The following is a 22,686-nucleotide window of genomic DNA, read 5'->3' as shown; positions in this document are numbered from 1 at the left end:
CTCCCGCCTCCTTCGAAGCCCCTTGCTTGGGGCAAGGGGCATCTCTGAGTGAGGGCGCGCTTTTGAGAGGCGGCCCGAACGGGCGTTCGAACCGCCCTATCCGACCCCGTTCGCCTTGAACCATGCCTGCGCCTTGGCCCAGGCCTCGGTCGCGGCCTCCTCGCGGTAGGTCGGGCGGTAATCGGCGTGGAAGCCGTGCGGGACATCGGGGAACACCTCGATGCGCGAGGGGCTGCCCGCCGCCTTCAGTTCCGCCTGCATCTGGTCGATGATCGGCATCGGAATGTTGTCGTCCTTGCCCGCGTAGAGGCCGAGCACCGGCGCCTTGAGCGCGCCCGCCACGTCGACGGGATTGCGCGGCTTCAATTCCGAGGGCGGCGAGGCCGCGCCGCCGAGGATGCCGTAGAAGGCCACGCCCGCCTTGAGCCTGTCGGTGTGCGCGGCGTAGAGCCAGACGATGCGGCCGCCCCAGCAGAAGCCGGTGATGCCGAGCCGCGCCACGTCCGCCGCGCCGCTCGCCGCGGCGAAGGCGGTGGTGGCGTCGAGATCGCTCATCACCTGGGCGTCCGGCACCTTCGGCACGATCTGCGTGCGGATCGTCGGGATGTCGGCCTTGGTGGCGTCGCCCTGGCGGGCGAACAGGTCGGGGGCGATGGCGTAGTAGCCGAGCTTGGCGAAGCGCCGGCACACGTCCTTGATGTATTCGTGGACGCCGAAGATTTCCTGGATCACGAGCATGACCGGGAACGGCCCGCCCGAGGCGGGCATCGCCCGATAGGCCGGGATCTCGACGCCGAGCGAGGGCACCTTCACCTCGCCCGCGGTCAGTCCATCGGTCGGCGTCGTCACCGTCGCGGCCGAGACCGGCTGCACCGCGAGCGCGAAGCCCGCGCCCAAACTCGTCTTGAGGAAGGTGCGGCGACCGGGCTCGGCGGCCTCGCTCGCGCGATCGTGTCGGAATTCGTCCTGCATGGCGCCTGTCCCGCATCGCCGCCCGGTCGCGGAACGGCCGGCCCGTTCTACCTGCGGGGCCGGGCTGCGGGAACAGGCGCCGGGCCGTCCCGCTTGACGCCCCGGCCGCGTATGCCTCGGCATCAGCGAGATCAGGGACCGGAATGAACGTCCACGACACCGCATCCCCGGCGGAGACGACGCCCCCTCGCCTGGACCACAAGGCGGTCGGCGCCGTGGTGCTGGGCAACGCCCTCGAATTCTACGATTTCACGATCTACGCCTTCTTCGCCAAGGCGATCGGCGACGCGTTCTTTCCCGGGGGCAGCGCCACGGACAGCCTGCTCGCCTCGCTCGCCCTGTTCGGCATCGGCTACGTCATGCGCCCGGTGGGCGGCGTGCTGATCGGCGCCTTCGCCGACCGGGCGGGCCGCAAGCCGGCCATGCTGCTCACCATCGGCCTGATGGCGGTCGGCATGCTGATGCTGGCCGCCTGTCCCGGCACGGCGGTGCTCGGCGGCTGGGCGCAGGTGATCGTCATCGCCGGGCGCCTGATCCAGGGGCTGGCCCTGGGCGGCGAGGTGGGGCCCTCGACCGCCTATCTGGTCGAGGCCGCTCCGCCGGAAAGCCGCGGCTTCGTGGCGAGTTGGCAGATCGCGAGCCAGGGCTGCGCCGCCCTGTTCGCGGGCGGCTTCGCCACCGGCCTCACCCTCGTCCTGGGCGATGCCGCGATGGCGGATTGGGGCTGGCGGGTGATGTTCGGCCTCGGCCTCCTCGTGGTGCCGGTCGGTCTGGTGATCCGCAGCCACCTGCCCGAGACGGCGGGGGCGGACCACGATCCGAACGCCGCCGCCTCGACCGGCGCGGTGGTGATGCGGCTCCTGCGCGAGCACGGGCGGCTGCTGGGGCTCACCTTCCTGGTGATCGCCGCCTCGACGGTCTCGAACGCCATCGGTACCAACATGCCGGTCTATGCCGGTGCGACCCTCGGCCTCTCCGAGACGGCCGCCAACGCCGTGCCGATCGCGCTCGGCCTCGCCTCGGTCGCCTTCCCCCTGCTCGGCGGCTGGCTCGCCGACCGCTACGGACGGCGACCGGTGCTGATCTGGCCCCGCGCCCTGATCCTGCTCCTGGCCGTGCCGGCATTCTGGTGGCTGTTGCGCGAGCCGGGGGCGCCCGCCGTCTACGCCGTCACCTTCCTGCTCTCGGCGCTTTCCTCGATCAATGCGGCGGCGATCATCGTGGCGATTCCCGAATCGCTCCCCCGCGCCGTGCGTTCGGCCGGCCTGTCGATCGTCTACGCGGTATCGGTCTCGCTGTTCGGGGGGAGCACGAACTATCTCGTCAACTGGCTGATCGCGACGACCGGCGACCGGATGATGCCGGCCTATTACCTGGCCGCCTTCAGCCTCGTCGGCACGGTGGCGGCCCTGCTGCTGCCGGAGACGCGGGGGCGCGACTTGAAGAGGGGCTGAGGAACTGCCGGCTGCTCCCGCCCACCCGCTTCCCTCATCCCGACATGCCGTGTGAGCGGCCGCGCAGGAGGGCTCCAGACGTCTCGGCGATCCCTGGAGACCTCCTTCGAGGCCCGCCAAGGCGGGCGCTTCAGGGTGAGGAGGATCGATGGGAGACGCCGATGATTACCGCAGCCCCGCGGGCCGGTCGCCCGCGGCCCAGGCCAGCGCCTGTTCCAGTCGATCGTTTCCCCAGAACAGCTCGCCATCCTCGGCCAGGAAGCTCGGCGCGCCGTAGATGCCGCGGGAGCGGGCCTCCTCGCCCGCGACCTTGAGGCGGCCCTTGTTCGCCTCCGATGAGGCGGCCCGGAGGATCGCCGTCCCGTCGAGCCCGATGCGGTCGAGGACTTTGGCCACCGCCGCCGGCTCGGCGATCGACTCGCCTCGGGCGTAGCAGGCCTCGAACACCGCCTTCGAGAAGGGCACCAGCCAATCGTGATCGGCGCCGTAGATCGCCGCACGGGTCACCGAGAGCGAATTCTGCGGAAACGGGTTGGGGCGTGTGACCGGCGGTAGGCCGAACCGGGCCGCCTCGCGGTCGACGTCGCGCCACATGTTGCGGCCCTTGGCCGGGAAGAGGTTGAACGGCGAGTTGGTCCACCCCTGCGACGCGAAGATCGGCCCGAGCAGGAACGGCCGCCAGCGGATCGCGACGCCCGCGGATTCCGCCAGCGCGTCGATCCGCATGGCCGCAAGGTAGGAATAGGTCGAGGCGAACTCGTACCAGAATTCCAGGGTCGGCCGCCGCGTCATTCAGCGTGTCTCCTACCGGATGTCCGCATCGTCGTTCCGGGATCGCCCATCCGCAAGGCGCGATCGCGCAACCACGACACCAAAAGATGCGGCGCCGCTGCGCAAGGCGGGCCGCAGCCGGACAACCGGGCAGCGCTCGCGCGGTTGCGCGGCGATCCGGCCTGCTGTTAAGCCGCAGATCAGCCCGGCCCACGCGCCAGATCCCTCTCCAGAGCCACCGCCCATGTCCGACGCCAGCCCGAACAAAGCCGTCAGGAAGGTCGTGCTCGCCTATTCGGGCGGCCTCGATACCTCCATCATTCTCAAGTGGTTGCAGACGACCTACGGCTGCGAGGTCGTGACCTTCACGGCCGATCTCGGCCAGGGTGAGGAGCTCGAGCCCGCGCGGCGCAAGGCCGAGCTCCTGGGCATCAAGCCGGAAAACATTTTTATCGAGGACCTGCGCGAGGAATTCGTCCGCGACTACGTCTTCCCGATGTTCCGGGCCAACGCCGTCTACGAGGGCGTCTACCTGCTCGGAACCTCGATCGCCCGCCCTCTCATCGCCAAGAAGCAGATCGAGATCGCCGAGCGCGTGGGGGCGGACGCGGTCTGTCACGGCGCCACCGGCAAGGGCAACGATCAGGTCCGGTTCGAACTCGGCTACTACGCGCTGAAGCCCGACGTGACGGTGATCGCCCCCTGGCGCGAGTGGGATCTGCGCTCGCGCGAGCAGCTCATCGCCTTCGCCGAGCAGCATCAGATCCCGATCGCCAAGGACAAGCGCGGCGAGAGCCCGTTCTCGGTCGATGCCAACCTCCTGCACGCTTCGTCCGAGGGCAAGGTGCTGGAGGATCCGGCCGTGGAAGTGCCGGACTACGTCTATTCCCGCACCCTCTCGCCGGAGGAGGCGCCGGATCAGCCCACCGTCATCTCCATCGGTTTCGAGCGCGGTGACGCCGTCTCCATCGACGGAGAGGCCCTGTCGCCCGCGAGCCTGCTCGCCAAGCTCAACGAGCTGGGCCGGGCCAACGGCATCGGCCGCTTGGATCTCGTCGAGAACCGATTCGTCGGCATGAAGAGCCGGGGCATGTACGAGACGCCCGGCGGCACCATCCTGCTGCCGGCCCACCGTGCCATCGAGTCGATCACGCTAGATCGCGGCGCGGCCCACCTCAAGGATCAGCTGATGCCGCAATACGCGGAGCTGATCTATAACGGCTTCTGGTTCTCGCCGGAGCGCGAGATGCTCCAGGCGCTGATCGACAAGAGCCAGGAGAAGGTCACCGGCACGGTGCGCTTGAAGCTCTACAAGGGCGGCGTCCACGTGATCGGCCGGACAAGCCCGCACTCGCTCTACGACCAGGATCTCGTCACCTTCGAGGAAGGCGCCGTGGCCTACGATCACCGCGACGCGGCGGGCTTCATCAAGCTCAACGCCCTGCGGCTGCGCACCCTGGCGCAGCGCAAGAAGCGCGAGGGCTGACGGGCGTCGGCCCGGGGCCGATCGTCCGCATCCGGCATTCCGCCGTCGTTCCGGGCCCGCGAAGCGGGACCCGGATCTTTTCGTGGTCGGCGGCGGAGGTTCGGCGTGAAGGGGTGCGGCGCAGAACCAGCGTTCACGCTGTCTCCCAGCCCGCCGCGCCCTTCCGAAAGAAGCCCGGCGCGAGATCGCCGTACCGCAGAAAAATCTGCATCGCCGGCTGCATCTCGCGGTGCAGCCGCTCGGATTCCGGCTCCACCCCGGCACCGTAGGGCTGCGCGGGATCGATGGCGGGCCCATCGGCCTCGATGTCCCACCGGACCTGAAGGCGCGGGATCAGGGCGAGGTGAGCCGGCGTCACCTCGAAGGTGATGTGCTCGGGCGTCTCGCCGGTCTCGCCGTCGCGGAACACGTCGGAGACGGCCGTCGAGGACAGCTTCGCTAGGGGATTGTGATACTGGTAGCGCCCGGGCTTCAGCACGGCGTGCTGCAGGAACACCGCCAGCGCGTCGCCCATCGCCCGGTGCTCTTCCTCGGCCCCCTCGTCGTCCCCGGTGACGTTGAAGATGTCGTCGTCGCGATCCAAGCTGCCATAGGGCGCGTCCGGATGGATGATCGGCGCGCCCTCGCTGGCCGCGTTCCAGGCAACGACCATGCGCCGGATCAGCGCGATGCGCTCCAGCGTCAGCTCGAAGGGGGTCGGATCGCTCATCATGCCTCTCGCGCCGCCGGGAGCTCCCGGCCCCGGTTCAGTGGCGCAGCCGTCGGCCCGGTGCAAGCGGAGCGGCACCGACACGGCATCGCAGGCGCATTAGAAAGCGATGCCGAACCGTCTCGCAGAAGCTGCCGCCGGCATCGCCGGCTGCCGGCCAGCACAGGCGCGATGGTCCCCGAGATGCCGTACATCGCGATCGGGATCTCGTTTGCATGAAATGGGCATGGTCATCGCGACCGAAACGCAGGCCGGTCCGCCGCGCCCCGAAGAAACGGCTGCGGAAACTCGGCGTGTGCGACGGCCTGTTTGACCTGTCTCTTCGAAATCGAACCGGTTTGAGGCCGCGACGATCTCGATCCTCTCCCTCCTTCGAGGCCGTTGCCGCGGTAGCTCAGGATCAGGGAGTCGATTTCGAGTGAGCCAGTCGATCAGGCTCTCAAGCCGCCGGCTTCACCACCGCGTGGCGAAAGGCATGGGGCACCAGCGCGGCGACCGCGTCCGCCAGTTCGTCGAAATGCTCGATCACCCAATCGGGCTGCAGCTCGCGCATCGGCACCGGGGTGTAACCGAAGGTGACACCCACCACCGGGATGCCGGCCGCCTGGGCGGCGGCGACGTCGGCGCGGGAATCGCCGACCATCACGGCGCGGGTCGGATCGCCGCCGGCTCGGGCGATCGTCGCAGTGATGTGGCGCGGATCGGGCTTGGAGAAGGCGAAGGTGTCCTTGCCGACGATGACCGGGAAGCGCGCCCGCACGCCGAGTTCCGCCAGCAGGGCCACGGCATGCGCCTCGACCTTGTTGGTGCAGACGGCGAGCACGAAGCCCTCGGCCTCCAGCCGGTCGAGCGCCGCGACGACGCCGGGGAAGAGGGTGGAATTGTCGGTCAGATGCGCGCCGTAATGCTCCAGGAACGCCTCGAACAGGGTTTCCAGTCGCTCCGGGCTGAGGGTCGCCCCGGCCACGGCGAAGCCCCGCTGGATCAGGGCACGGGCGCCGGCGCCCAGAAGGTCGCGGGCCTGTTCCAGCGGCAAGGGCGCATGGCCCTCGCGGGCGAGGATCACGTTGAGGGTGCCGACGAGGTCGCCCGCGGTCTCGGCGAGCGTCCCGTCGAGATCGAACACCGCGATGGGAGGAAGAACGGTCATCGGCGTCCCGGATCCAAGCACTGTCAAGCTGGCTAGCTGTCGTCTCCCCAACGATCAACCCCAGCTGTTGACCGAGCGTTAGCGCGCGCGCTTCTGTTGCGTTCCTGCCGCCCCCCGTTTCACGCTCCCGCCCAAGCTCCGCCATGGATCCGGCGCCTGATGGTGTCGTATCGCGCCGCGACTTGTCCCCGTAATCCCCGCTCCTCACCCCGGCATCGTCCATGACCCTGGCCCAACGCCCCCAATCGGCCCTCTCCCCCGCCCGCCTCGCGGGCTGCGCCCTCTTCGCCGCGCTCGCCTGCGGCTCCGGCAGCGCGCGCGCCGCCGGCTCCTACGAGTTCGTCGCCGCACCGGCGGTCGATCTCAACCGGATCTATCGGATCGATCGCGCCACCGGCGAGGTAACCTCCTGCCAGTACGGCCTGCGCGACGACAGCGTCGGCGTCACCCTCTGCTTCGCGGCGGGAGAGGGTGCCGGGCCGCAAGCGCCGGGCGAGTACGGGCTGATCGCCTCCCGCCATGCCCGCGAATCCGGCATCTACCGGGTCAACCTCCGCACCGGGACCATGAGCGCCTGCTACGTGCAGATCCGCCAGGAGCTGGTGGTGTGCACCGAACAGGCCGGCCCGCCGCCCGCCGGCACCGCGAGCGGCGCGGGGGCGGCGGCGACCGGCCCTGCCCCCGGCCGCGCCGGCCCGAGCGCCACGCCGCCCCAGGGTGGACAGAGCGGCGGCCAGGGCCGGCCCTGAACCGCGGACACAGGCGGCGGCGCGGGATTCGCGCGGCATCCCCCTCACGGGAGTGACGCAGGCTCGCACCGCCTCTCGTCCGGCTTTTGCCGCGACGGGGAGGCATGCTAGGGGCCTGCCCGTCCTTGCAGCCAACCGGGACCGATCCGCCCATGACGCACCCGCAGCCGATCCCGGAGATGACCCCGTGAGCGCGCCCGATCTGCGCCGGGCCGCGGCCGAACGCGCCCTTGCCCTCGTCGAGCCCGGCATGCGGCTGGGCGTCGGCACCGGCAGCACCGCCGCCGCCTTCATCGCCTTGCTGGGCGACCGGGTGCGCGCGGGCCTCGACGTGATCGGCGTGCCGACCTCGGAGGCGACGCGGATCGCCTGCGAGCGCGAGGGCATCCGGCTGGCGACTCTCGACGAGCTCCCGGAACTCGACCTCACCATCGACGGCGCCGACGAGTGCGACGGTCAGTTGCGGCTCATCAAGGGCGGCGGCGCGGCGCTGCTGCGCGAGAAGATCGTCGCCGTGGCGAGCCGCCGCATGGTGGTGATCGCCGACGCGGCCAAGCGGGTCGAGACGCTCGGGGCCTTCCCCCTGCCGATCGAGGTCAACGTCTTCGGCCTGGGCGCGACTTGGCGCGCGGTCGAGGCGGCGCTGGCCGAGAGCGGCTGCGCGGGCAAGCGGATCACCCGTCGGCTGGACGCCGCGGGCGCGCCCCTCCTCACCGATGGGGGCCATGCCCTCCTCGACGCGCATCTGGGCCGCATTCCCGATCCGGAAGGCCTCTCGGCCCGACTCTGGGCGGTGCCCGGCGTGGTCGAGCACGGTCTGTTCCTCGGCATCGCCGACACCGCCTTCCTCGCCGAGGCCTCCGGCACGCAGGCCGTCGTCACCGTCCTCGGTCGTTCGTGATTCTTCCGGCGGCTCCCGTCCGTCGCCCATTTCGGAGCTTTTTCCGCATGCTGCCCCGTCTTGCCGTCCTGGCCGGCCTCCTCCTCGCAATGGGCGCGCCGCAGGCCGCCCTCGCGCAAGCCGCCAAGCCCCCGGCGCCCGCTCAGAAGCCGACCGCCAAACCCGGCACCCCCGCGCCGCAAACCCCGGCGGAGCCCGAGATCACCCCCTCCCATCTCGCCCTCGCCCGCGAAGTCATGATGAGCTCGGGGATCAGCCGCTCGTTCGACTCGATCATTCCGACCATGGCGGATCAGATCCGCAAGAATGCGGTGACGAGGCCCGACCTGGGCAAGGATCTCGACGAGGTGCTGAAAGGCCTCGAGCCCGAGATGACCCTGCAGAAGAACCGGCTGATCGAGATCGCGGCGCGCATCTATGCCAAGCGCCTGACCGAAGCTGAATTGAAGGAGATCATCGTCTTCTTCCGCTCGCCCGCGGGCAAGCGTTACGTCGAGACCCAGCCGCCGATCCTCGACGACATGGTCGGTGCCATGCAGGATTGGACCCAGGAGGTCTCGGAATACATCATGGTCCGCACCCGGGCCGAGATGGGCAAGCGCGGCCACTCGCTCCAGTGAGGATCGGACGGCCGGGAGTCGCCGCGCGGTTCGACGCTGCCGGGACCGTGGCGCTGGCGCTAATGCCCGTGGCCATGGCGCTCGCCAACCGATCGAGCCCGCTGGTGATCGGGATCGCCGCGAGCCTGTTCCTCGCGGGCGCGGTGGCCGAGCGCGGCGCGGACGCCTTCGGCCAGATCCTACGCCCGCTGACCGCGCCCCTCGGGCTCGCCATCCTGGCCTTCCTGGGCTGGAGCCTCGTCACCTTCGCCTGGAGTCCCTTCCCCGGCCTGTCGGCGCGGGCATTCTCGGAATTTGCCCCGGCGGTTCTCTGCGCCTACCTGCTGGTCCGCCTCGCGCCGGGCCGGATGCCGGGTTGGGGGCCCCTCCTCGCCGCCGCAGGCCTCGCCATCGCCTGCCTGTTCATCGTGGCGAGCCTCGCCACCGACCTCGCATTGCAGGAGGCGCTGGGGCAGCGGGCGGCCCTGTTCATGTTCAACCGGCCCCTGCTGACGACCGTGCTGCTGGCCGGGCCGCTGGCCGCCCTGCTGATGCTGCGGGGGCATCGCATCGCCGCCCTCGCCCTGCTGGCGGTCTCGGCCTTGGCGATCCTGCGCTCGATCAGCGGCGCGGCGGCCCTGGGCCTGCTCGCCGGGCTCGGCCTGTTCGTCCTCGCCCGGTTGACGCCGAAGCGGGTCGGCCTGTCGATCGCCGCCCTGGTGCTCGCCCTCGCCTTCGCCCTGGCACCGGTCGAGGGCGATATCCTCGTCCATTTCATGCCGGACGCGGCGCATGATCGGCTGACGCAGAGTTCGTCGCGGATCCGCGTCACGGTCGCGCAGAGCTTCGGCGCGGCGGTGGCGCAGGCGCCCATCCTCGGCTCCGGCTACGGCACCGCCTCCCGCTTCGACGCCGTGCCGGCCGCCGCGACGGTCGGGCCGGAGATGCAGCGGATGATGATGCTGGGTCATCCCCACAACAGCTTCCTCCAGATCTGGGCGGAACTCGGCCTCGTCGGTGCGATCCTGGGGGCGCTGGTGGCGTTTCTGGCCTTGAGAGCGGCGGCGGCCCTGCCGCGCGGCCTGTTCGCCGTGGCCCTGGGTCTGCTCGGCGCGGCGGTGGCGGTGATGTTCGTCGAGCACGGAGCGTGGCAGGCTTGGTGGACCGCCGGATGCGGCGCCGCCCTGGCGTGGCTGCGCATGGCCGTCACGGCTCGGCCGGCATCGAACGAGTGAGAATGCGATGAGCGAAGGCTTCGACGTCGACCTGTTCGTGATCGGCGGGGGTTCCGGCGGCGTGCGCGCGGCGCGGATCGCCGCCGGCCACGGCGCCAAGGTCATGCTGGCGGAGGAATACCGCGTCGGCGGCACCTGCGTGATCCGCGGCTGCGTGCCGAAGAAGCTGATGGTCTATGCCGGGCGCTTCACCGACGAGTTCGCGGATGCCGCCGGATTCGGCTGGCACATCGAGCCGCCGCGCTTCGACTGGGCGGCGCTGAAGGCGTCCCGCGACGCCGAGGTCGCCCGGCTGGAGGGCATCTACGGGCGCAACCTCGCCGGATCGGGCGTCGAGGTGGTGCCCGAGCGCGCGGTGATCGAGGATCCGCACACGGTGCGCCTCACTGGCTCCGGCCGTCAGGTACGGGCGAAGTTCATCCTGATCGCGGTGGGTGCGCGTCCGATCCACGAGCCGCTGATCCCCGGGGCGGAACTCGCCATCGATTCGAACGGCGTCTTCGAACTGGAAACCCAGCCCGAGCGCATCCTCGTGGTCGGCGGCGGATACATCGCCGTGGAGTTCGCGGGCGTCTTCGCCGGGCTCGGCACCAAGACCACCCTGCTCCATCGCGGCCAAACCCTGCTGCGCGGCTTCGATCCCGAGATCGCGGGGGCGCTCGGCGAGGCCTATGCGGAGCGCATGGATCTGCGCCTCGGCCGCACCGTCGAACGGCTGGAGCGCGCCGGATCCGCGATCCGCGCGACCCTGAACGACGGCGAGCAACTCGACGTCGATTGCGTGCTGGTGGCGACCGGCCGCCGTCCGAATGTCGAGGGGCTCGGCCTCGAACGGGTGGGCATCGCCCTCGATGACCGCGGCGCCATTCCGGTGGAGGCGGATTCCCGCACCAGCGTGCCCTCGATCTACGCCGTCGGCGACGTGACGGGGCGGGCCGCGCTGACGCCCATCGCGATCCGTGAGGGCCACGCCTTCGCCGATACCGTGTTCGGCAACAAGCCCTGGTGCGTCGATCACCGCCTGATCGCCACCGCCGTGTTCTCGACGCCGGAAATCGGCGTGATCGGTCACAACGAGGACGTGGCACGGCGCTGCTACGGCGAGATCGACGTCTACAAGGCGAGCTTCCGGCCGATGAAGGCCACGCTGTCCGGGCGCAACGAGCGCGTCATCATGAAGGTGATCGTCGAGCGCGCCAGCGACCGCGTGGTCGGCGTCCACGTGATGGGGCCGGATGCCGGCGAGATCATCCAGGCGGTGGGCATCGCCGTGACCATGGGGGCCACCAAGGCCGATTTCGACCGCACCATCGCGGTGCATCCGACCCTCGGCGAGGAATTGGTCACGATGCGCACGCCGTTCGTGGTCAAGCATCCGGTCGGCGTGGGCTAGGCGAGGCCCGGACCGGCCCTTTCCCAAACCCGATAGGCGTCCCTGCTTACGGGATCCGCGACAGGCGCTTCGATCCGACGCCCGGATGCTACTCCGCCGCGGGCATGCTCAGGGACAGCAGCCGCGCGGTGCGGGAGCGGGCTCCACCGACCGCCGCGCTCGCCGGATCGAGCATGCGCCGCCCGTCGTCCAGCGCACCGTTCACCGCGTCGATGGCGAGGATGAGCGCCGAGATCATCCGGCTGTCGATGGCGCGCTCGCGGGCTTGGCGGACCACGTCGGAGATGAGGGAGTCCGTCTCGCGGGTCAGCGCGTCCAGGACCTCGACCGTGCGGGCCTCGCGGGCCTCGGCCAGAATGTCGAGCAGGCGGTCGAGCACCACGTCGATCCGTTCGCGGCGTTTGCGGGCGAGACGCTGGCCCAGCCACGCCACGCCCGAACCGAGGGTGCCGCCGAAGAAGGCGAAGAGGTAGATCCAATCCTCGTAGCGATCGAGGAAGGTCTGCTGCTCGCGCTCGAAGTAATCGACCGCGCCGGGATGGTTGGGCAGGCGCGCGCTGGTCGCCGTGACGGTGGTGTCGTAGTCGGGCGCCTTCATCGCGTTGGCGATCGGGGCGACCGCCGCGAGCCGCGAGCGCCACTCGAACAGGTGCTGCACCACCGAGGCCACGGCGACGCGGCTCACCGCGCCCCGCGCCATGAGGCGATAGGACACGCCGACCGTCTCGACATCCTCTTCCGGGCGCTTGGGCCGGCCGCCGAAGGTCCCCGCCGAGAGCGTCACCGTCTGCAGTTCCGGCAGGCGCTGGGTGATCGCCTTGCCGTCCGGTACGCCGACGAGGGCGATCTTGCGATCCGGCGAGGCCGCTTCGACGGCACGCAGCATGCCGAGGGTCGCCTTGGCGGTGGGACTCGCGATCACGGCGACGGCATCGACCCGCTTGGTCTCGAGCGCCTGGGTCACCTCCGTCGCCTTGAGCGGCACGAGCCCGACGCGGCCGGCGGCGAGCGGCTCCGCCGCCGCGAGTTCGGCCTCGCCCGCGCGCTTGAAATCGTAGAAGTCGAGGAGGTTCGTGACGAAGGACAGGTCGGCGTCGTGGCGCACCACCACACCGAGGCGGCGCGTGGACAGATCGGAAAAGCTCTCGATCTCGGCCGCTTCGGGGGCGGCGACGACCAGTGCCTCGTCGTGCAGGATGGCGAGCGTCAGCCCGTTGTCGGGCAAGAGCACGTCGGGGCGAACCACGGCGAGGTCCGCGTGGTTCTTCTGCAGGGCGACGGCACTGTCGCGCACGTCGTCATGGGCGGTCACCTGCAACCGGACGTCTTCGTGATTGCGCACGAGCGCCTTGGCATAAGCCTCGATCAGGGCGGCCTCGGCGCCGTCGCGCGGCCCGACGGCGACGGCGAGAACGGTGGGGCGTGAGAGCGTGACGACGAGGCCGGCGACGGCCGCGAAGCCCAGGGCGAGCAGCACGAACAGCCACTCGCGCCGCATCAGGACGGCCGCCGCCCGCAGGCGGAGCCCTCGCATTCCAGAGCGATCCATCGGAAAATCATGGGTCGAAAACCTGGCGGGAACGTGAAGAACGGATGATCGGGGCGAAGGGTTCACGCAATCGTCACGGCGAGGGACGACCGGCCGAGCGGGAGGCAAGACCCGAGCCGCCGGTCAGTGCCGCGTGGCTGGAACGCGTGGCGCTGCACTACCTCGACCGCTACGGCGCCTCCTCGGAGATGCTGCGCCGGGTGCTGGCCCGCCGGGTCGAACGGCGCTGCCGATCCCGCGACGAATCGGCCGACACCCATGCCGGGCTGATCGAGGAGACGGTGGCGCGGGCTCAACGGGCCGGCCTCATCGATGACGCGCGCTTCGCCGCCGCCCGCCTCGCGCGCCTGCGGCGGCGCGGCACATCGACCCGGCAGGCGCGGGCGAAGCTCTCCGAGAAGGGCATCGACGCCGAGACGATCGCCGCCGCCATCGCCGACGAGCGGCAGGAGGCCGAGGATCGGGTCGAGACGGGGGCGGACGAGGAGGCCGACACCGAGCGGAAGGCGGCCTTGGCCTATGCCCGCCGCCGCCGCCTCGGCCCCCATCGTCCGCCGGGGGCACGGGAGGCGAACCGGGAGCGCGATCTCGCCGCCATGGCACGGGCCGGCTTCCCCTACCCGCTCGCGCGGGACGTCATCGGTGGGGACGCGGACGAGGACCTATAGGACCGACCGGCGACGGCGGGGCGCCCGCGATCCGCCGAGAGCCTCCCGCAGGAGATGCCGAAAACCCTCGACTTCCGGAGACATCGCCCCACCTCGCCCCCGAGGCGGGGAGGCCCGCACACACGACCAAGGACGACAGGCATGACCGACCGCCACGCGAGCGCCCACTGGGAGGGCGACGGCAAGACCGGCAAGGGCAAGATCACGACCCAGTCGGGCGTGCTCTCGGACAATCCCTACGGTTTCAACACCCGTTTCGAGAACGAGCCGGGCACCAATCCCGAAGAGCTGATCGCGGCGGCCCATGCCGGTTGCTTCACCATGGCTCTGGCCTTCCAGCTCCAGTCGGCCGGCCTCAAGGCGACCTCCCTCGACACCAAGGCGGTGGTCACGCTCGTGCCGGACGGCGACGGCTTCAAGGTGACGAAATCCGCCCTCACCCTGAAGGCCGTGATCCCCGGCATCGATCAGGCGAAGTTCGACGAACTCGCCGGCAATGCCGAGAAGGGCTGCCCGATCTCGAAGCTCCTGAACGCCGAGATCACCCTCGACAAGACCCTCAGCCAGGGCTGAGCCGCCTCGGCTTCCCCGGTCCGCCGGGGAAGCCGTTTTCCGGTGCGAAAGGCAACGCGCCGCATTGATCCTCACGCGGACGTGTTCATCTTCCGTTCGATGGATGAGAAACTCGCGCGCAAGCTGCGCATCCTCGCGGATGCCGCCAAGTACGACGCCTCCTGCGCGTCGTCGGGCGCGCCCAAGCGCAAGGCCGGCGCCGACGGCCTCGGCTCAACCACGGGGGCGGGCATCTGCCACGCTTATACCCCGGACGGGCGCTGCGTTTCGCTGCTGAAGATCCTGCTGACGAATTACTGCCTGTTCGACTGCGCCTATTGCGTCAACCGGCGCTCCTCGAACGTCGCGCGCGCCCGCTTCTCGGTGGAAGAGGTCGTGACGCTCACGGTCGAGTTCTACAAGCGCAACTATATCGAGGGGCTGTTCCTCTCGTCCGGCATCATCCGCTCGCCCGACTACACGATGGAGATGCTGACCCGCGTCGCCAAGAAGCTGCGGCGCGAGCACGGTTTTCGCGGCTATATCCATCTCAAGTCGATCCCCGAAGCGAGCCCGTGGCTGATCGAGGAGGCCGGGCTCTATGCCGACCGGCTGTCGATCAACCTCGAACTGCCCACCGAGGCGAGCCTGATCCGCCTCGCCCCCGAGAAGGACGGGGCGGCGATCGAGAGCGCGATGGGGCAGATCGGCGAGCGCATCGTCCAGGCGAAGGAGGAGAAGCGCCGCTTCTCCCCGGCCGGGCAATCGACCCAGGTGATCGTGGGGGCGGATGCCACCACCGACGAGGCGCTGATCCGCAAGAGCGCGCTCCTCTACGGCAGCTACAATCTCAAACGCGTCTACTACTCCGCCTTCAGCCCGATCCCGGACGCCTCGTCGGCCCTGCCGCCGCAGGCCCCGCCGCTCCGGCGCGAACATCGGCTCTATCAGGCCGATTGGCTGATCCGGTACTACGAGTTCTCCCCCGACGACGTGGCGAATGCGGCCGATGACGGGATGTTCGCCCTCGACATCGATCCCAAGCTCGCTTGGGCGCTCAAGAACCGCCACCTCTTCCCCGTCGACGTGAACCGGGCCGACAAGACCATGCTGCTCCGGGTGCCGGGGCTGGGGGCGCGGGCGGTGGATGCCATCATCAAGGCGCGCCGCCACGGGCGCTTGCGCCTCGACGACGTGGCCCGGCTGACCTCCGGGCTCAAGCGGGCGCGGCCCTTCCTGATCGCCGAGGATTTTCGTCCGACGACGCTGACCGATCGGCTGGATCTGCGCACCAAGCTGGCGGAGCCGGCGGAACAGTTGAGCCTGTTCTGATGGACCGGCTCTCGGAGCCTCGTCCCTCGGGGCCACGGTCCGGCGGCGCGATCCATGTCGCCACCCTCGCCCCGGGTGCCGACCTGCCGGGCTTCCGCACGGCCGCTCGGCGCCTGATCGCCGCCGGTATCGCCCCGGACGCCGTCGTCTGGCAGACCGAGCGCCTCAGCCTGTTCGGGGCGGAGGCCGCGCCCGCCGACGCCCCGCCGCTGGCGCTGCCCCGCGCGGTGACCGATCTGATTCCGATGGTGGTGCCCCACCGCGATCCCGAGCGCTACGGCCTGCTCTACGCGCTCCTCTGGCGCGTGACGCGGGGCGAGCGCGCCCTCATGGAGGTGGCGAGCGATCCGCTGGTCCACCGCCTCCACCGGATGCGCAAGGCGATCGGTCGCGACCTTCACAAGATGCACGCCTTCCTGCGCTTCCGCCGCGTGCCGGGGGCAGACGAGCGCTACGTGGCTTGGTTCGAGCCCGACAATCACATCCTGGAGGCGGCCGCCCCCTTCTTCGTCGATCGCTTCCGCAACCTCCGCTGGTCGATCCTGACCCCGGAGGCGTCCGCTCACTGGGACGGCACCCTGCGCTTCGGACCGCCGGGTCGGCGGGAGGACGTGCCGGAGGGCGATGGATTCGAGGCGGGCTGGCGGGACTATTACGAGAGTACGTTCAACCCGGCGCGGCTCAATCTCGACGCCATGCGCGCCGAGATGCCCCGCAAGTACTGGCGGAACATGCCGGAGACGGCCGCGATTCCCGCGCTGGTGCGGGCTGCCGGCGCGCGGGCGCAGGCGATGATCGAGAGGGCACCGACGATGCCGGAGAAGCGCGACCCCGTCCGGGCCGTGGAGCGGATGGCGCAGGATGAGCCGGATTCGCTGGAGGCCCTGAATGCGATCATCGCCCGCTCGGAGCCGCTGGTGCCGGGCGCGACCCAGGCGGTGCTGGGCGAGGGCCCGATCGGCGCGCGCATCGCCTTCGTCGGCGAGCAGCCCGGCGACCAGGAGGATCGGCAGGGCCGGCCCTTCGTCGGGCCGGCGGGACAGCTTCTCTCCCGCGCCCTCGAAGAGGCGGGGATCGAGCGGTCGGAGGCCTACCTCACGAATGCGGTCAAGCATTTCAAGTTCACGCTGCGGGGCAAGCGGCGCATCCACGAGAAGCCGACGGCGGGCGAGGTGAGCCATTACCGCTGGTGGCTCGACCGGGAGCTCGATTTCGTCGCCCCGAAGCTCGTGGTGGCGCTCGGCGCCACGGCGGTTCTGGCCCTCACCGGCAAGCAGATCCCGATCACCCGCGCCCGCGGACCGGCGGAGTTCGGCCGTCCCTATGGCGGGTTCATCACGGTCCACCCGTCCTACCTGTTGCGCCTGCCCGACGAGGCGGCCAAGGAAGCGGCCTATCGCACCTTCGTCGACGATCTGCGGCGGGCACAGGATCTGGCGGCCTGAGCGACCGGGCGAACAACCCGCATAAGGCGCGGACTCACCTGCTCGGATATGAGCCGAAGGAAGCGCGTCAGGCGGCCAGACGCTCGCGGATGCGGTCGTCACGGTAGCTCAACACCAGTTCCTGCGGGATCATGCCGGCGGTGACGGCCAGGGCGATCTCGCGGGGGCGCGCCGACAGCCTCGACTCGGCGCGGACCTCCGGAGCCACCGACGGTGTCCCTTCTGCCACGGCCTGCAGCGGAGCCGTCAAAGCGGGACGCTCGGCGAGGAAGTGGGCCACCAAGGCCTCCGAGAGGTCGGCCAGCAGGGTTTCGGGCAAGGCTACGGACGGCGCTTCGGCGGCGACCGGCGCCCCGAGGCGCTCCTCCGGCCGGGGAGACAGCGGCCACGCGGCGTCGGCATTCGGCACCTCCGCCTCGGGGAGAGCGAGCGCGAGCGAACCCGCCTCCAGCTCGTGTGAGGCGGGCGACGCCGTGGTCGGCACGGCTGGTTCGGTGGCAGGGCGCTCGCCACGGCTCGGCGCGGAAGCCGCGTCCGCGGCGGAGAGTTCGATCACCTCCGGCAGCGCCCGCGTCTCGGACGCGGCCCAGGCCTCGGCCAGCATCTCCGCCCAACCATCGGCACCGGTCGCGGCCAGGGCCTCGGGCACGGCGAGCAGGGGGGCGGCCTCGTCGCGGCTATGCGCCTCCATCTGCTCCTGGGCGAACAATCGGGCCTCGTCCCGGGCGGCCTCCGCCTCGAAGCGGGCGAGGAGGGCGACGAGGCCACGGGCCTCGGCGAAGGGGAGGGTCTCGCAGGCGGTCAAGGCCGCCTCGATCATCGAGCGGGCGAGTCGCGGCCCGGTCGGACCGTTGCGGCCGTTGGCGGCCTCGCGCCACACGGTCAGCGCCGCCTGGATAGCCGGCAGAAGCAGAATCGGCAGGCCGGCCCGGCGATGGAGGGCGGTGAAGCCCGCACCGTACGGCTCGAACATCAAACCGGCCACGCGAGCGCGGCTGAGGCCGCTCAATTCCGCGAGCGCCGCCTCGGCGAAGGGGAGGCGCAGGGACAGGATCGCCCGCAGGATCAACCCGGCGGTGAGCTGCTCCTGCACCCGCAAATGGGTGATGAGGCGAGCGAGCCCGGTCTCGCCGGCCTCGTCGCCGAGGGCAAGCGCCGCCGCGTCCCGGGCGTCGCGGGCGACGCGGGCGCCGCGTTCGGAATTCATCCAGCCGGCATCCTGACCGACGCGGGCGAGCTGCTCGGCCAGTCGAGCGACGACGGCGTGGCGCACCTCGATGGTCAGGTCGTGCCGGGCGAGCAGTGCTTGGCAGAGCGCTGCATCCTCGCCGTGGCGGTCGACCATCCGCAGGAAGGCGGCGGTGCCGATGGCCGCCCTCGGATTCTTCGCCAGCGCCACCAGGGAGGGCAGACCCGCCACCTCGGCGAGGGCGGCGGCGACGGGCCTCGACAGATCCGTCCGGGCGGCGACCGCGGAGCGCGCCGCCTCGCAACCGATCGCGACGCAATCGACGAGATCGGCATCCATCAGCACCGGCGAGCGGGCGAGCACGAGGCAGGCGATCTCGGGATGGTCGGAGGCGAGCGCCACAACGAGCGGTCGCGGCGCGCTCGCCGAATCGGCGCAGGCTTCGGCGAGCGCGCGGCGCACGGCGAGCACCGGATCGTCGAGGAGCGCCAGAAGCGCCGTCTTGGCCTCCCAGGCGGCGTCCGGCCCGAGGCTGCCGTCGAGATAGGCTCGCGCCAGGGTGCCGGCCGCCTCGGCTCGCCTTTCGGCGGAGGCGTGCTGCGTGAGGGTGAGGAACTGGCGGAGGATCATGGGCCGTTCCGAAGGCGGTAGGAAGAGAGGTCGAACAGGATGGTCTTTGCCGGGCGCGCGGCCGCGGCGGACGCATCGGACGTCTGAGACGGCGCGGCGGCGGTCAGAGCCATCGGCGTCGCGGCGGTGCCGAGGCCGGCCGGGCGGCGCGGCGGCAGCGGCACCACGATCGGCGCGGCGGAGGTCGCAGACCCGGTCGAGGGCGGTTCCGGCGTCGGGACGACGGCAGGGACGTCCTCGGTGCCGTCGGAGCGCGGAAAATAGGATGGGCCGGAACGGCTCGCCTCGACGCTGGCGGCGCGTCCCTGCCAGATCTTGGCGACGCTCTCCGAGATCGCGCCCTGGCGTCGATCGGTCTGGAACAGGGAGCGGATGCCGCCCTCCAGCGAGGCGTAGGCGGTGGGCGGATCGGACAGGCCGGCGGTCGTCGCGACGGGGGTCGGCGCGCCCGAGGTCGCGGTGGCGAGGAGCGCGTAGAGTTCGGAGGACGAGCGCGGGCGCCCGGCCTTGTCGTAGAACAGGCCGCGATTGGCGGCGGCGGCCTCCGGCAGGTCGAGGGCGGCGGAGCGGGCGGGGCTGCCCTGCGCCGAGGCGATCAGTGACGTGGCCCCCCGCGCCCCGAGAACGTGGGCGGCGTAGAGGTCGCCCGCCGTCGGCTCGCGTCCCAGGGCCGAGCCCAAGGCCTCGCGGTTGCGCTGGGTCAGGGCGCCGGCCATCGTCGCCGACACCTTCGGATCGCGCCGCAGATCGAGGATCGCCTGTCGGGTCGCGGGATCGGAGACCGAGTAGGTGCCGTCGGAGCGCGCCGTGATGGCGTCGGCATAGGTGGACAGGCCGAGCTTTCCACCCGCGTTCTTCATCACGCCGAGCCACGTCTGCTCGATGAACTGGAACAGGCCGGTCGCCGTCGAGGTGCCGGCCTTGGCGGTCGGGTTGAGGCTCGACTCGCGCTGCGCCGTGGCGAGCAGGTAATCGAAGCCGACGCCGCTCGTCTGGGCCCCGTCGCGGATCGCCGCGATCACCTCGCCGCTCGCCGCCGTGCCCGTCGCCGGGCGCGCGGGCGAGACGGCGGGTCCGGTCTCGCGCGTGCCGACGGGAGCATTGGTGAACAGGAACATGACGCAGCCCGCAGGAACCGGCGATCGGCTCCTCGAAGACTGACTTTCCGCCCCGTATGGTAAAGAAAGCTTGAATGATCCCCGTACCTTGCCCCTCCCGTTTCCGGACGAGCCGTTTGGCCCTGCGATGCGCGGGCGACGACGCGCGGGGCCTCGCCGCCGCCTTGGCCTGCGGGGCGGATGCGCTGGTGATCGAGGGCCCGGTCCCGCCGGACCTGCGCGACCGGATCGGGGCGGCGATGCTGATCCACGCCCTCGATGGGCCGGATGCGGCGCTGCCCACGACCGCGCCGGACGCGATCCTGCTCGACCGGGCCCGCTCCGGCCGCGACGTGGCGGCGCTCGGCGCCCGCCTCGCGGTGCACGAGGCCGAGCATGGCTGGCCGGACGGAGGGCTGCCGATCCTGGCGCAGATCGGCGATCCGCTCGGGGTGCTGGAGGCGCGCAGCTTCGTCGGTGCGAGCCCCCGGCTCGCGGGACTGGGCCTCGACACGGTGGCTCTGGCGGATGCGCTCGGCGCCGAGGCTGCGGGCGAGACGGTCCGACAGGCGCGCGGGCTGGTGCGCCTCGCCGCGGCGGCGGCAGGCGTCACAGCCTTGGTGACGCTCGCGCCAGACGGGATCGAGGCCGCGCGCCGGGACGGCTTCGAGCTGCTGATCACCCGCGATCCCGAGGCGCTCTCATCCGCATCGCCGTAACGGAGCGGCGCGAGGCGCGGATGCGGTGGGTATCACGGGCCCCCGTGCGACCCGAGCACGATGCGGAAAAGTAGAATCCGGTTTTCCGAAATCGCCGTTTTGACACAAAGAGATAGATCGTGCTGCTTCCCCGAAAACAGCAGCACGCTCCAAGGCCCTCGGTGGCCTGATCGTTCCTGATCGGTCGAAGTCAGCTCTTGTCACGGCCCTGCGCGGCAGCTCTGCTGAGGCTTCGCGTGATCGGGGCTCTTCGATGCTCATCGTCTACGGCGACCGCAAGTCCGGCAACTGCCTCAAGGTCGCGTGGGTCGCGTCCCATCTCGGGGTCGGGCTCGATTGGCGCGAGGTCGATATCCTCAGGGGCGAGAGCCGCACGCCCGATTTTCTCGCCCTCAATCCCGACGGGCGCGTGCCGACGCTGGTGCTGGAGGACGGGCGGGCGCTGTCCGAGTCGAACGCGATCATCGGCTACCTCGCCCGGGGCTCGGCGCTGATCCCGGCGGACGAGTTCGCGCGGGCGAAGATGCAGCAATGGCTGTTCTGGGAACAGTACAGCCACGAGCCCTACATCGCCGTGCGCCGGTTCCAGCGGCTCTACCTCGGCAAGCCCGAGGCCGAGATCGATCCGAAGCTGTCCGAGCGCGGCCATGCGGCGCTCGCCTTGATGGAGAAGACGCTCGCTTCGCAGCCGTTCTTCGTCGGGGCGGCGCTCAGCCTCGCCGACGTGGCGCTCGTCGCCTACACCCGGCTCGCCCACGAGGGCGGGTTCGACCTCGCGCCGTATCCAGGTATCCGCGCCTGGATCGCCCGCGTCGAGGGCGTCCTGAGAATCGTCGACTGACGTTTCAGCCGCCGCCCTTAGGCCGACGCAGCTCGAAACGGTTGCTCGACTCGGTGGTGAAATAGTCGAAATAGCCGCCCCGCAGGATCGGGCGCATGGCGCCCGTATCGACGCGCCCGTCCTTCACGAAGCGGTCGTCGACGTAGAGCGAGACCACCTGCCCGATCACGAGGAAGTTGTTGGGCTCGGCGCCGTCGAGCGGCACCAGCGGAACGGTCTGAAGCCACTTGCACTCGATCGCCGCCGGGGATTCCGCCACCCGCGGCGGGCGCACCCGGCGCGATGGGGCCGGCGTGAGGCCGGCGAAGGGAAACTCGCTGTCGCCCCGGGCCAGGGGCGCCGAGGTGGCGTTGACCGCCTCGCGTAGATCGTAGGTCGCGAGGCTGCACACGAACTCCCCGCCCTCCTCCGCGAAGGTCATGGCGTCCTTGCGGCCGGAGGAGGAGAACATCACCATGTCGGGCTCGCCGCCGACCGCGTTGAAGAACGAGTAGGGGGCGAGGTTCACCCGCCCCTGCCGGTCCATGGCGCTGATCCAGCCGATCGGGCGCGGGGCGATGATGGCCTTCAGCGGATTGTGCGGCAGGCTCGGGGCGTCCGCTTCGTAATGCATCGCAAACCCCTCAGAGGCGGGTGACGATCTGCGCGAGGTCCGGGCGCGGCCGGTCGGAGGGCACCTCGCGGGCGCGGCCGACATGGATGAAGCCGGCGATCCGCTCGGAGGGCTCGAGACCCAGCGCATCGAGCACCCGCCGGTCGTAGGCGAACCACTCGGTGAGCCACGCCGTCGCGTAGCCGGCGGCGTTGGCCGCCACCACGAAATTCATGCAGACCGCACCGGCGGACAGGACCTGCTCCCATTCCGGAATCTTGATGTGCGGGCCGGCGCGGGAGACGATTGCGACCACCAGAGGCGCGTGCGCGAGGCGTCGACGCTCCTGATCGAGGCGCTTCTCGTCCGCATCGGGGAAGTCCTTCGCGTGAGTGTCGGCGATAATCGCGCCGAGGCGATGGCGCGCCTCGCCCTCGATGACGAGGAAACGCCACGGCGCGAGCTTGCCGTGGTCGGGCACCCGCGCGGCGATGGCGAGCCAGCCGTCGAGTTCTTCCGCCGAGGGACCGGGACCGTCGAGCTGGATCGGCGGCACCGAGCGTCGGGTACGCAGCATGTCGTGGGTGGCGGCGGGGGTCGCAGCGGGGGTCGCAGCGGGGGAGGAGGCCATGGACAATCCGCGGGCTCGGGCC

22 protein-coding genes are annotated in these 22,686 nt (G+C 70.8%); 13 read left to right on the top strand and 9 right to left on the bottom strand.

What is annotated here, in order from left to right:
- Positions 1-96: 96 nt before the first annotated feature.
- Positions 97-972, bottom strand: coding sequence for a dienelactone hydrolase family protein (locus tag OWC43_RS09345; RefSeq protein ID WP_393956456.1), 876 nt, complete (start codon positions 970-972; stop codon positions 97-99).
- Between the two features lie 143 nt (positions 973-1,115).
- Between OWC43_RS09345 and OWC43_RS09340 the strand changes: the two genes are divergently transcribed.
- Complete coding sequence (locus OWC43_RS09340; protein WP_393956455.1) at positions 1,116-2,426, top strand: MFS transporter; 1,311 nt, start codon at positions 1,116-1,118, stop codon at positions 2,424-2,426.
- 165 nt (positions 2,427-2,591) lie between these two features.
- Here OWC43_RS09340 and OWC43_RS09335 read toward each other — a convergent pair whose 3' ends face one another.
- Entirely contained in the window at positions 2,592-3,218 is a 627-nt protein-coding gene (locus OWC43_RS09335) for a 2-hydroxychromene-2-carboxylate isomerase (protein WP_393956454.1), read from the bottom strand.
- A 223-nt stretch (positions 3,219-3,441) separates the two neighbouring features.
- Between OWC43_RS09335 and OWC43_RS09330 the strand changes: the two genes are divergently transcribed.
- A complete protein-coding gene (locus tag OWC43_RS09330; protein WP_137830777.1) occupies positions 3,442-4,683 on the top strand; it encodes an argininosuccinate synthase in 1,242 nt (413 codons plus the stop codon).
- Between the two features lie 133 nt (positions 4,684-4,816).
- Here OWC43_RS09330 and OWC43_RS09325 read toward each other — a convergent pair whose 3' ends face one another.
- Both OWC43_RS09325 and gph read right to left on the bottom strand, forming a co-directional pair.
- Entirely contained in the window at positions 4,817-5,392 is a 576-nt protein-coding gene (locus OWC43_RS09325) for a hypothetical protein (protein WP_393956453.1), read from the bottom strand.
- Positions 5,393-5,831: 439 nt separating this feature from the next.
- A complete protein-coding gene (gene gph, locus OWC43_RS09320) occupies positions 5,832-6,542 on the bottom strand; it encodes a phosphoglycolate phosphatase (RefSeq protein WP_238307366.1) in 711 nt (236 codons plus the stop codon).
- 221 nt (positions 6,543-6,763) lie between these two features.
- Between gph and OWC43_RS09315 the strand changes: the two genes are divergently transcribed.
- The 5 genes from OWC43_RS09315 (at position 6,764) to gorA (ending at position 11,419) form a co-directional block, all read left to right on the top strand.
- On the top strand, positions 6,764-7,291 hold the full coding sequence (locus OWC43_RS09315) for a hypothetical protein (protein WP_393956452.1): 528 nt from the start codon (positions 6,764-6,766) through the stop codon (positions 7,289-7,291).
- A 187-nt stretch (positions 7,292-7,478) separates the two neighbouring features.
- Positions 7,479-8,192, top strand: a complete 714-nt coding sequence (gene rpiA / locus OWC43_RS09310; protein WP_393956451.1) for a ribose-5-phosphate isomerase RpiA — start codon at positions 7,479-7,481, stop codon at positions 8,190-8,192.
- A gap of 47 nt (positions 8,193-8,239) precedes the next feature.
- Entirely contained in the window at positions 8,240-8,812 is a 573-nt protein-coding gene (locus OWC43_RS09305) for a DUF2059 domain-containing protein (protein WP_393956450.1), read from the top strand.
- 62 nt (positions 8,813-8,874) lie between these two features.
- Positions 8,875-10,026 carry an O-antigen ligase family protein gene (locus OWC43_RS09300; RefSeq protein WP_393958530.1) on the top strand — a complete coding sequence of 384 codons (1,152 nt, stop codon included), beginning with the start codon at positions 8,875-8,877 and terminating at the stop codon, positions 10,024-10,026.
- 7 nt (positions 10,027-10,033) lie between these two features.
- Positions 10,034-11,419 carry a glutathione-disulfide reductase gene (gene gorA / locus OWC43_RS09295; RefSeq protein ID WP_393956449.1) on the top strand — a complete coding sequence of 462 codons (1,386 nt, stop codon included), beginning with the start codon at positions 10,034-10,036 and terminating at the stop codon, positions 11,417-11,419.
- Between the two features lie 88 nt (positions 11,420-11,507).
- On the opposite strand, the gene OWC43_RS09290 is transcribed toward gorA, so the two are convergent.
- Positions 11,508-12,917 carry a TAXI family TRAP transporter solute-binding subunit gene (locus tag OWC43_RS09290; protein WP_393958529.1) on the bottom strand — a complete coding sequence of 470 codons (1,410 nt, stop codon included), beginning with the start codon at positions 12,915-12,917 and terminating at the stop codon, positions 11,508-11,510.
- Positions 12,918-13,012: 95 nt separating this feature from the next.
- Here OWC43_RS09290 and OWC43_RS09285 point away from each other — a divergent pair, with 95 nt between their 5' ends.
- The 4 genes from OWC43_RS09285 to OWC43_RS09270 all read left to right on the top strand — a co-directional run bounded on the left by OWC43_RS09285 (position 13,013) and on the right by OWC43_RS09270 (position 16,965).
- Complete coding sequence (locus tag OWC43_RS09285) at positions 13,013-13,636, top strand: RecX family transcriptional regulator (RefSeq protein WP_393956448.1); 624 nt, start codon at positions 13,013-13,015, stop codon at positions 13,634-13,636.
- 141 nt (positions 13,637-13,777) lie between these two features.
- A complete protein-coding gene (locus tag OWC43_RS09280; RefSeq protein WP_137830784.1) occupies positions 13,778-14,209 on the top strand; it encodes an OsmC family protein in 432 nt (143 codons plus the stop codon).
- Positions 14,210-14,308: 99 nt separating this feature from the next.
- Positions 14,309-15,520, top strand: coding sequence for a putative DNA modification/repair radical SAM protein (locus tag OWC43_RS09275; protein WP_393956447.1), 1,212 nt, complete (start codon positions 14,309-14,311; stop codon positions 15,518-15,520).
- Positions 15,520-16,965, top strand: a complete 1,446-nt coding sequence (locus tag OWC43_RS09270; RefSeq protein WP_393956446.1) for a UdgX family uracil-DNA binding protein — start codon at positions 15,520-15,522, stop codon at positions 16,963-16,965. Before OWC43_RS09275 ends, OWC43_RS09270 begins: the two co-directional genes overlap by 1 nt.
- Before the next feature lie 67 nt (positions 16,966-17,032).
- Here the strand turns inward: OWC43_RS09270 and OWC43_RS09265 are convergent, their stop codons facing one another.
- A complete protein-coding gene (locus tag OWC43_RS09265) occupies positions 17,033-18,784 on the bottom strand; it encodes a DUF2336 domain-containing protein (RefSeq protein WP_393956445.1) in 1,752 nt (583 codons plus the stop codon).
- The gene (locus OWC43_RS09260) at positions 18,781-19,902 is read right to left on the bottom strand and encodes a transglycosylase SLT domain-containing protein (RefSeq protein WP_393956444.1); all 1,122 of its coding nucleotides are present in this window, start codon (positions 19,900-19,902) and stop codon (positions 18,781-18,783) included. The genes OWC43_RS09265 and OWC43_RS09260 overlap by 4 nt, the downstream gene beginning before the upstream one ends.
- Positions 19,903-20,018: 116 nt before the next feature.
- Between OWC43_RS09260 and OWC43_RS09255 the strand changes: the two genes are divergently transcribed.
- Together OWC43_RS09255 and OWC43_RS09250 are read left to right on the top strand one after the other, a co-directional pair.
- On the top strand, positions 20,019-20,600 hold the full coding sequence (locus OWC43_RS09255; RefSeq protein ID WP_393956443.1) for an aldolase: 582 nt from the start codon (positions 20,019-20,021) through the stop codon (positions 20,598-20,600).
- A gap of 253 nt (positions 20,601-20,853) precedes the next feature.
- Positions 20,854-21,441: a glutathione S-transferase family protein gene (locus tag OWC43_RS09250; protein ID WP_393956442.1), complete on the top strand. Its 588-nt coding sequence runs from the start codon at positions 20,854-20,856 to the stop codon at positions 21,439-21,441.
- Between the two features lie 4 nt (positions 21,442-21,445).
- Here the strand turns inward: OWC43_RS09250 and OWC43_RS09245 are convergent, their stop codons facing one another.
- Positions 21,446-22,054, bottom strand: a complete 609-nt coding sequence (locus OWC43_RS09245; protein ID WP_393956441.1) for a flavin reductase family protein — start codon at positions 22,052-22,054, stop codon at positions 21,446-21,448.
- Positions 22,055-22,064: 10 nt separating this feature from the next.
- A complete protein-coding gene (locus OWC43_RS09240) occupies positions 22,065-22,664 on the bottom strand; it encodes a nitroreductase (protein WP_393956440.1) in 600 nt (199 codons plus the stop codon).
- Between the last annotated feature and the right edge of the window lie 22 nt (positions 22,665-22,686).

It is taken from the genome of Methylorubrum sp. POS3 (assembly GCF_043352485.1).
GTDB lineage: Bacteria > Pseudomonadota > Alphaproteobacteria > Rhizobiales > Beijerinckiaceae > Methylobacterium > Methylobacterium suomiense.
The sequence above is the reverse complement of the archived record's forward strand: the minus strand, read 5'-3'. Positions and strand labels throughout refer to the sequence as shown.

Bases quoted from the DNA above. Each gene is read 5' to 3' on its own strand.
- OWC43_RS09270 (WP_393956446.1), top strand. From the start codon at position 15,520: ATGGACCGGCTCTCGGAGCCTCGTCCCTCGGGGCCACGGTCCGGCGGC.
- gorA (WP_393956449.1), top strand. From the start codon at position 10,034: ATGAGCGAAGGCTTCGACGTCGACCTGTTCGTGATCGGCGGGGGTTCC.
- OWC43_RS09265 (WP_393956445.1), bottom strand. From the start codon at position 18,784: ATGATCCTCCGCCAGTTCCTCACCCTCACGCAGCACGCCTCCGCCGAA.
- OWC43_RS09305 (WP_393956450.1), top strand. From the start codon at position 8,240: ATGCTGCCCCGTCTTGCCGTCCTGGCCGGCCTCCTCCTCGCAATGGGC.
- OWC43_RS09280 (WP_137830784.1), top strand. From the start codon at position 13,778: ATGACCGACCGCCACGCGAGCGCCCACTGGGAGGGCGACGGCAAGACC.
- OWC43_RS09335 (WP_393956454.1), bottom strand. From the start codon at position 3,218: ATGACGCGGCGGCCGACCCTGGAATTCTGGTACGAGTTCGCCTCGACC.
- gph (WP_238307366.1), bottom strand. From the start codon at position 6,542: ATGACCGTTCTTCCTCCCATCGCGGTGTTCGATCTCGACGGGACGCTC.
- OWC43_RS09325 (WP_393956453.1), bottom strand. From the start codon at position 5,392: ATGAGCGATCCGACCCCCTTCGAGCTGACGCTGGAGCGCATCGCGCTG.
- OWC43_RS09285 (WP_393956448.1), top strand. From the start codon at position 13,013: ATGATCGGGGCGAAGGGTTCACGCAATCGTCACGGCGAGGGACGACCG.
- OWC43_RS09300 (WP_393958530.1), top strand. From the start codon at position 8,875: ATGCCCGTGGCCATGGCGCTCGCCAACCGATCGAGCCCGCTGGTGATC.
- OWC43_RS09330 (WP_137830777.1), top strand. From the start codon at position 3,442: ATGTCCGACGCCAGCCCGAACAAAGCCGTCAGGAAGGTCGTGCTCGCC.
- OWC43_RS09260 (WP_393956444.1), bottom strand. From the start codon at position 19,902: ATGTTCCTGTTCACCAATGCTCCCGTCGGCACGCGCGAGACCGGACCC.
- OWC43_RS09240 (WP_393956440.1), bottom strand. From the start codon at position 22,664: ATGGCCTCCTCCCCCGCTGCGACCCCCGCTGCGACCCCCGCCGCCACC.
- OWC43_RS09245 (WP_393956441.1), bottom strand. From the start codon at position 22,054: ATGCATTACGAAGCGGACGCCCCGAGCCTGCCGCACAATCCGCTGAAG.
- OWC43_RS09290 (WP_393958529.1), bottom strand. From the start codon at position 12,917: ATGCGGCGCGAGTGGCTGTTCGTGCTGCTCGCCCTGGGCTTCGCGGCC.
- OWC43_RS09345 (WP_393956456.1), bottom strand. From the start codon at position 972: ATGCAGGACGAATTCCGACACGATCGCGCGAGCGAGGCCGCCGAGCCC.
- OWC43_RS09250 (WP_393956442.1), top strand. From the start codon at position 20,854: ATGCTCATCGTCTACGGCGACCGCAAGTCCGGCAACTGCCTCAAGGTC.
- OWC43_RS09315 (WP_393956452.1), top strand. From the start codon at position 6,764: ATGACCCTGGCCCAACGCCCCCAATCGGCCCTCTCCCCCGCCCGCCTC.
- OWC43_RS09275 (WP_393956447.1), top strand. From the start codon at position 14,309: ATGGATGAGAAACTCGCGCGCAAGCTGCGCATCCTCGCGGATGCCGCC.
- OWC43_RS09340 (WP_393956455.1), top strand. From the start codon at position 1,116: ATGAACGTCCACGACACCGCATCCCCGGCGGAGACGACGCCCCCTCGC.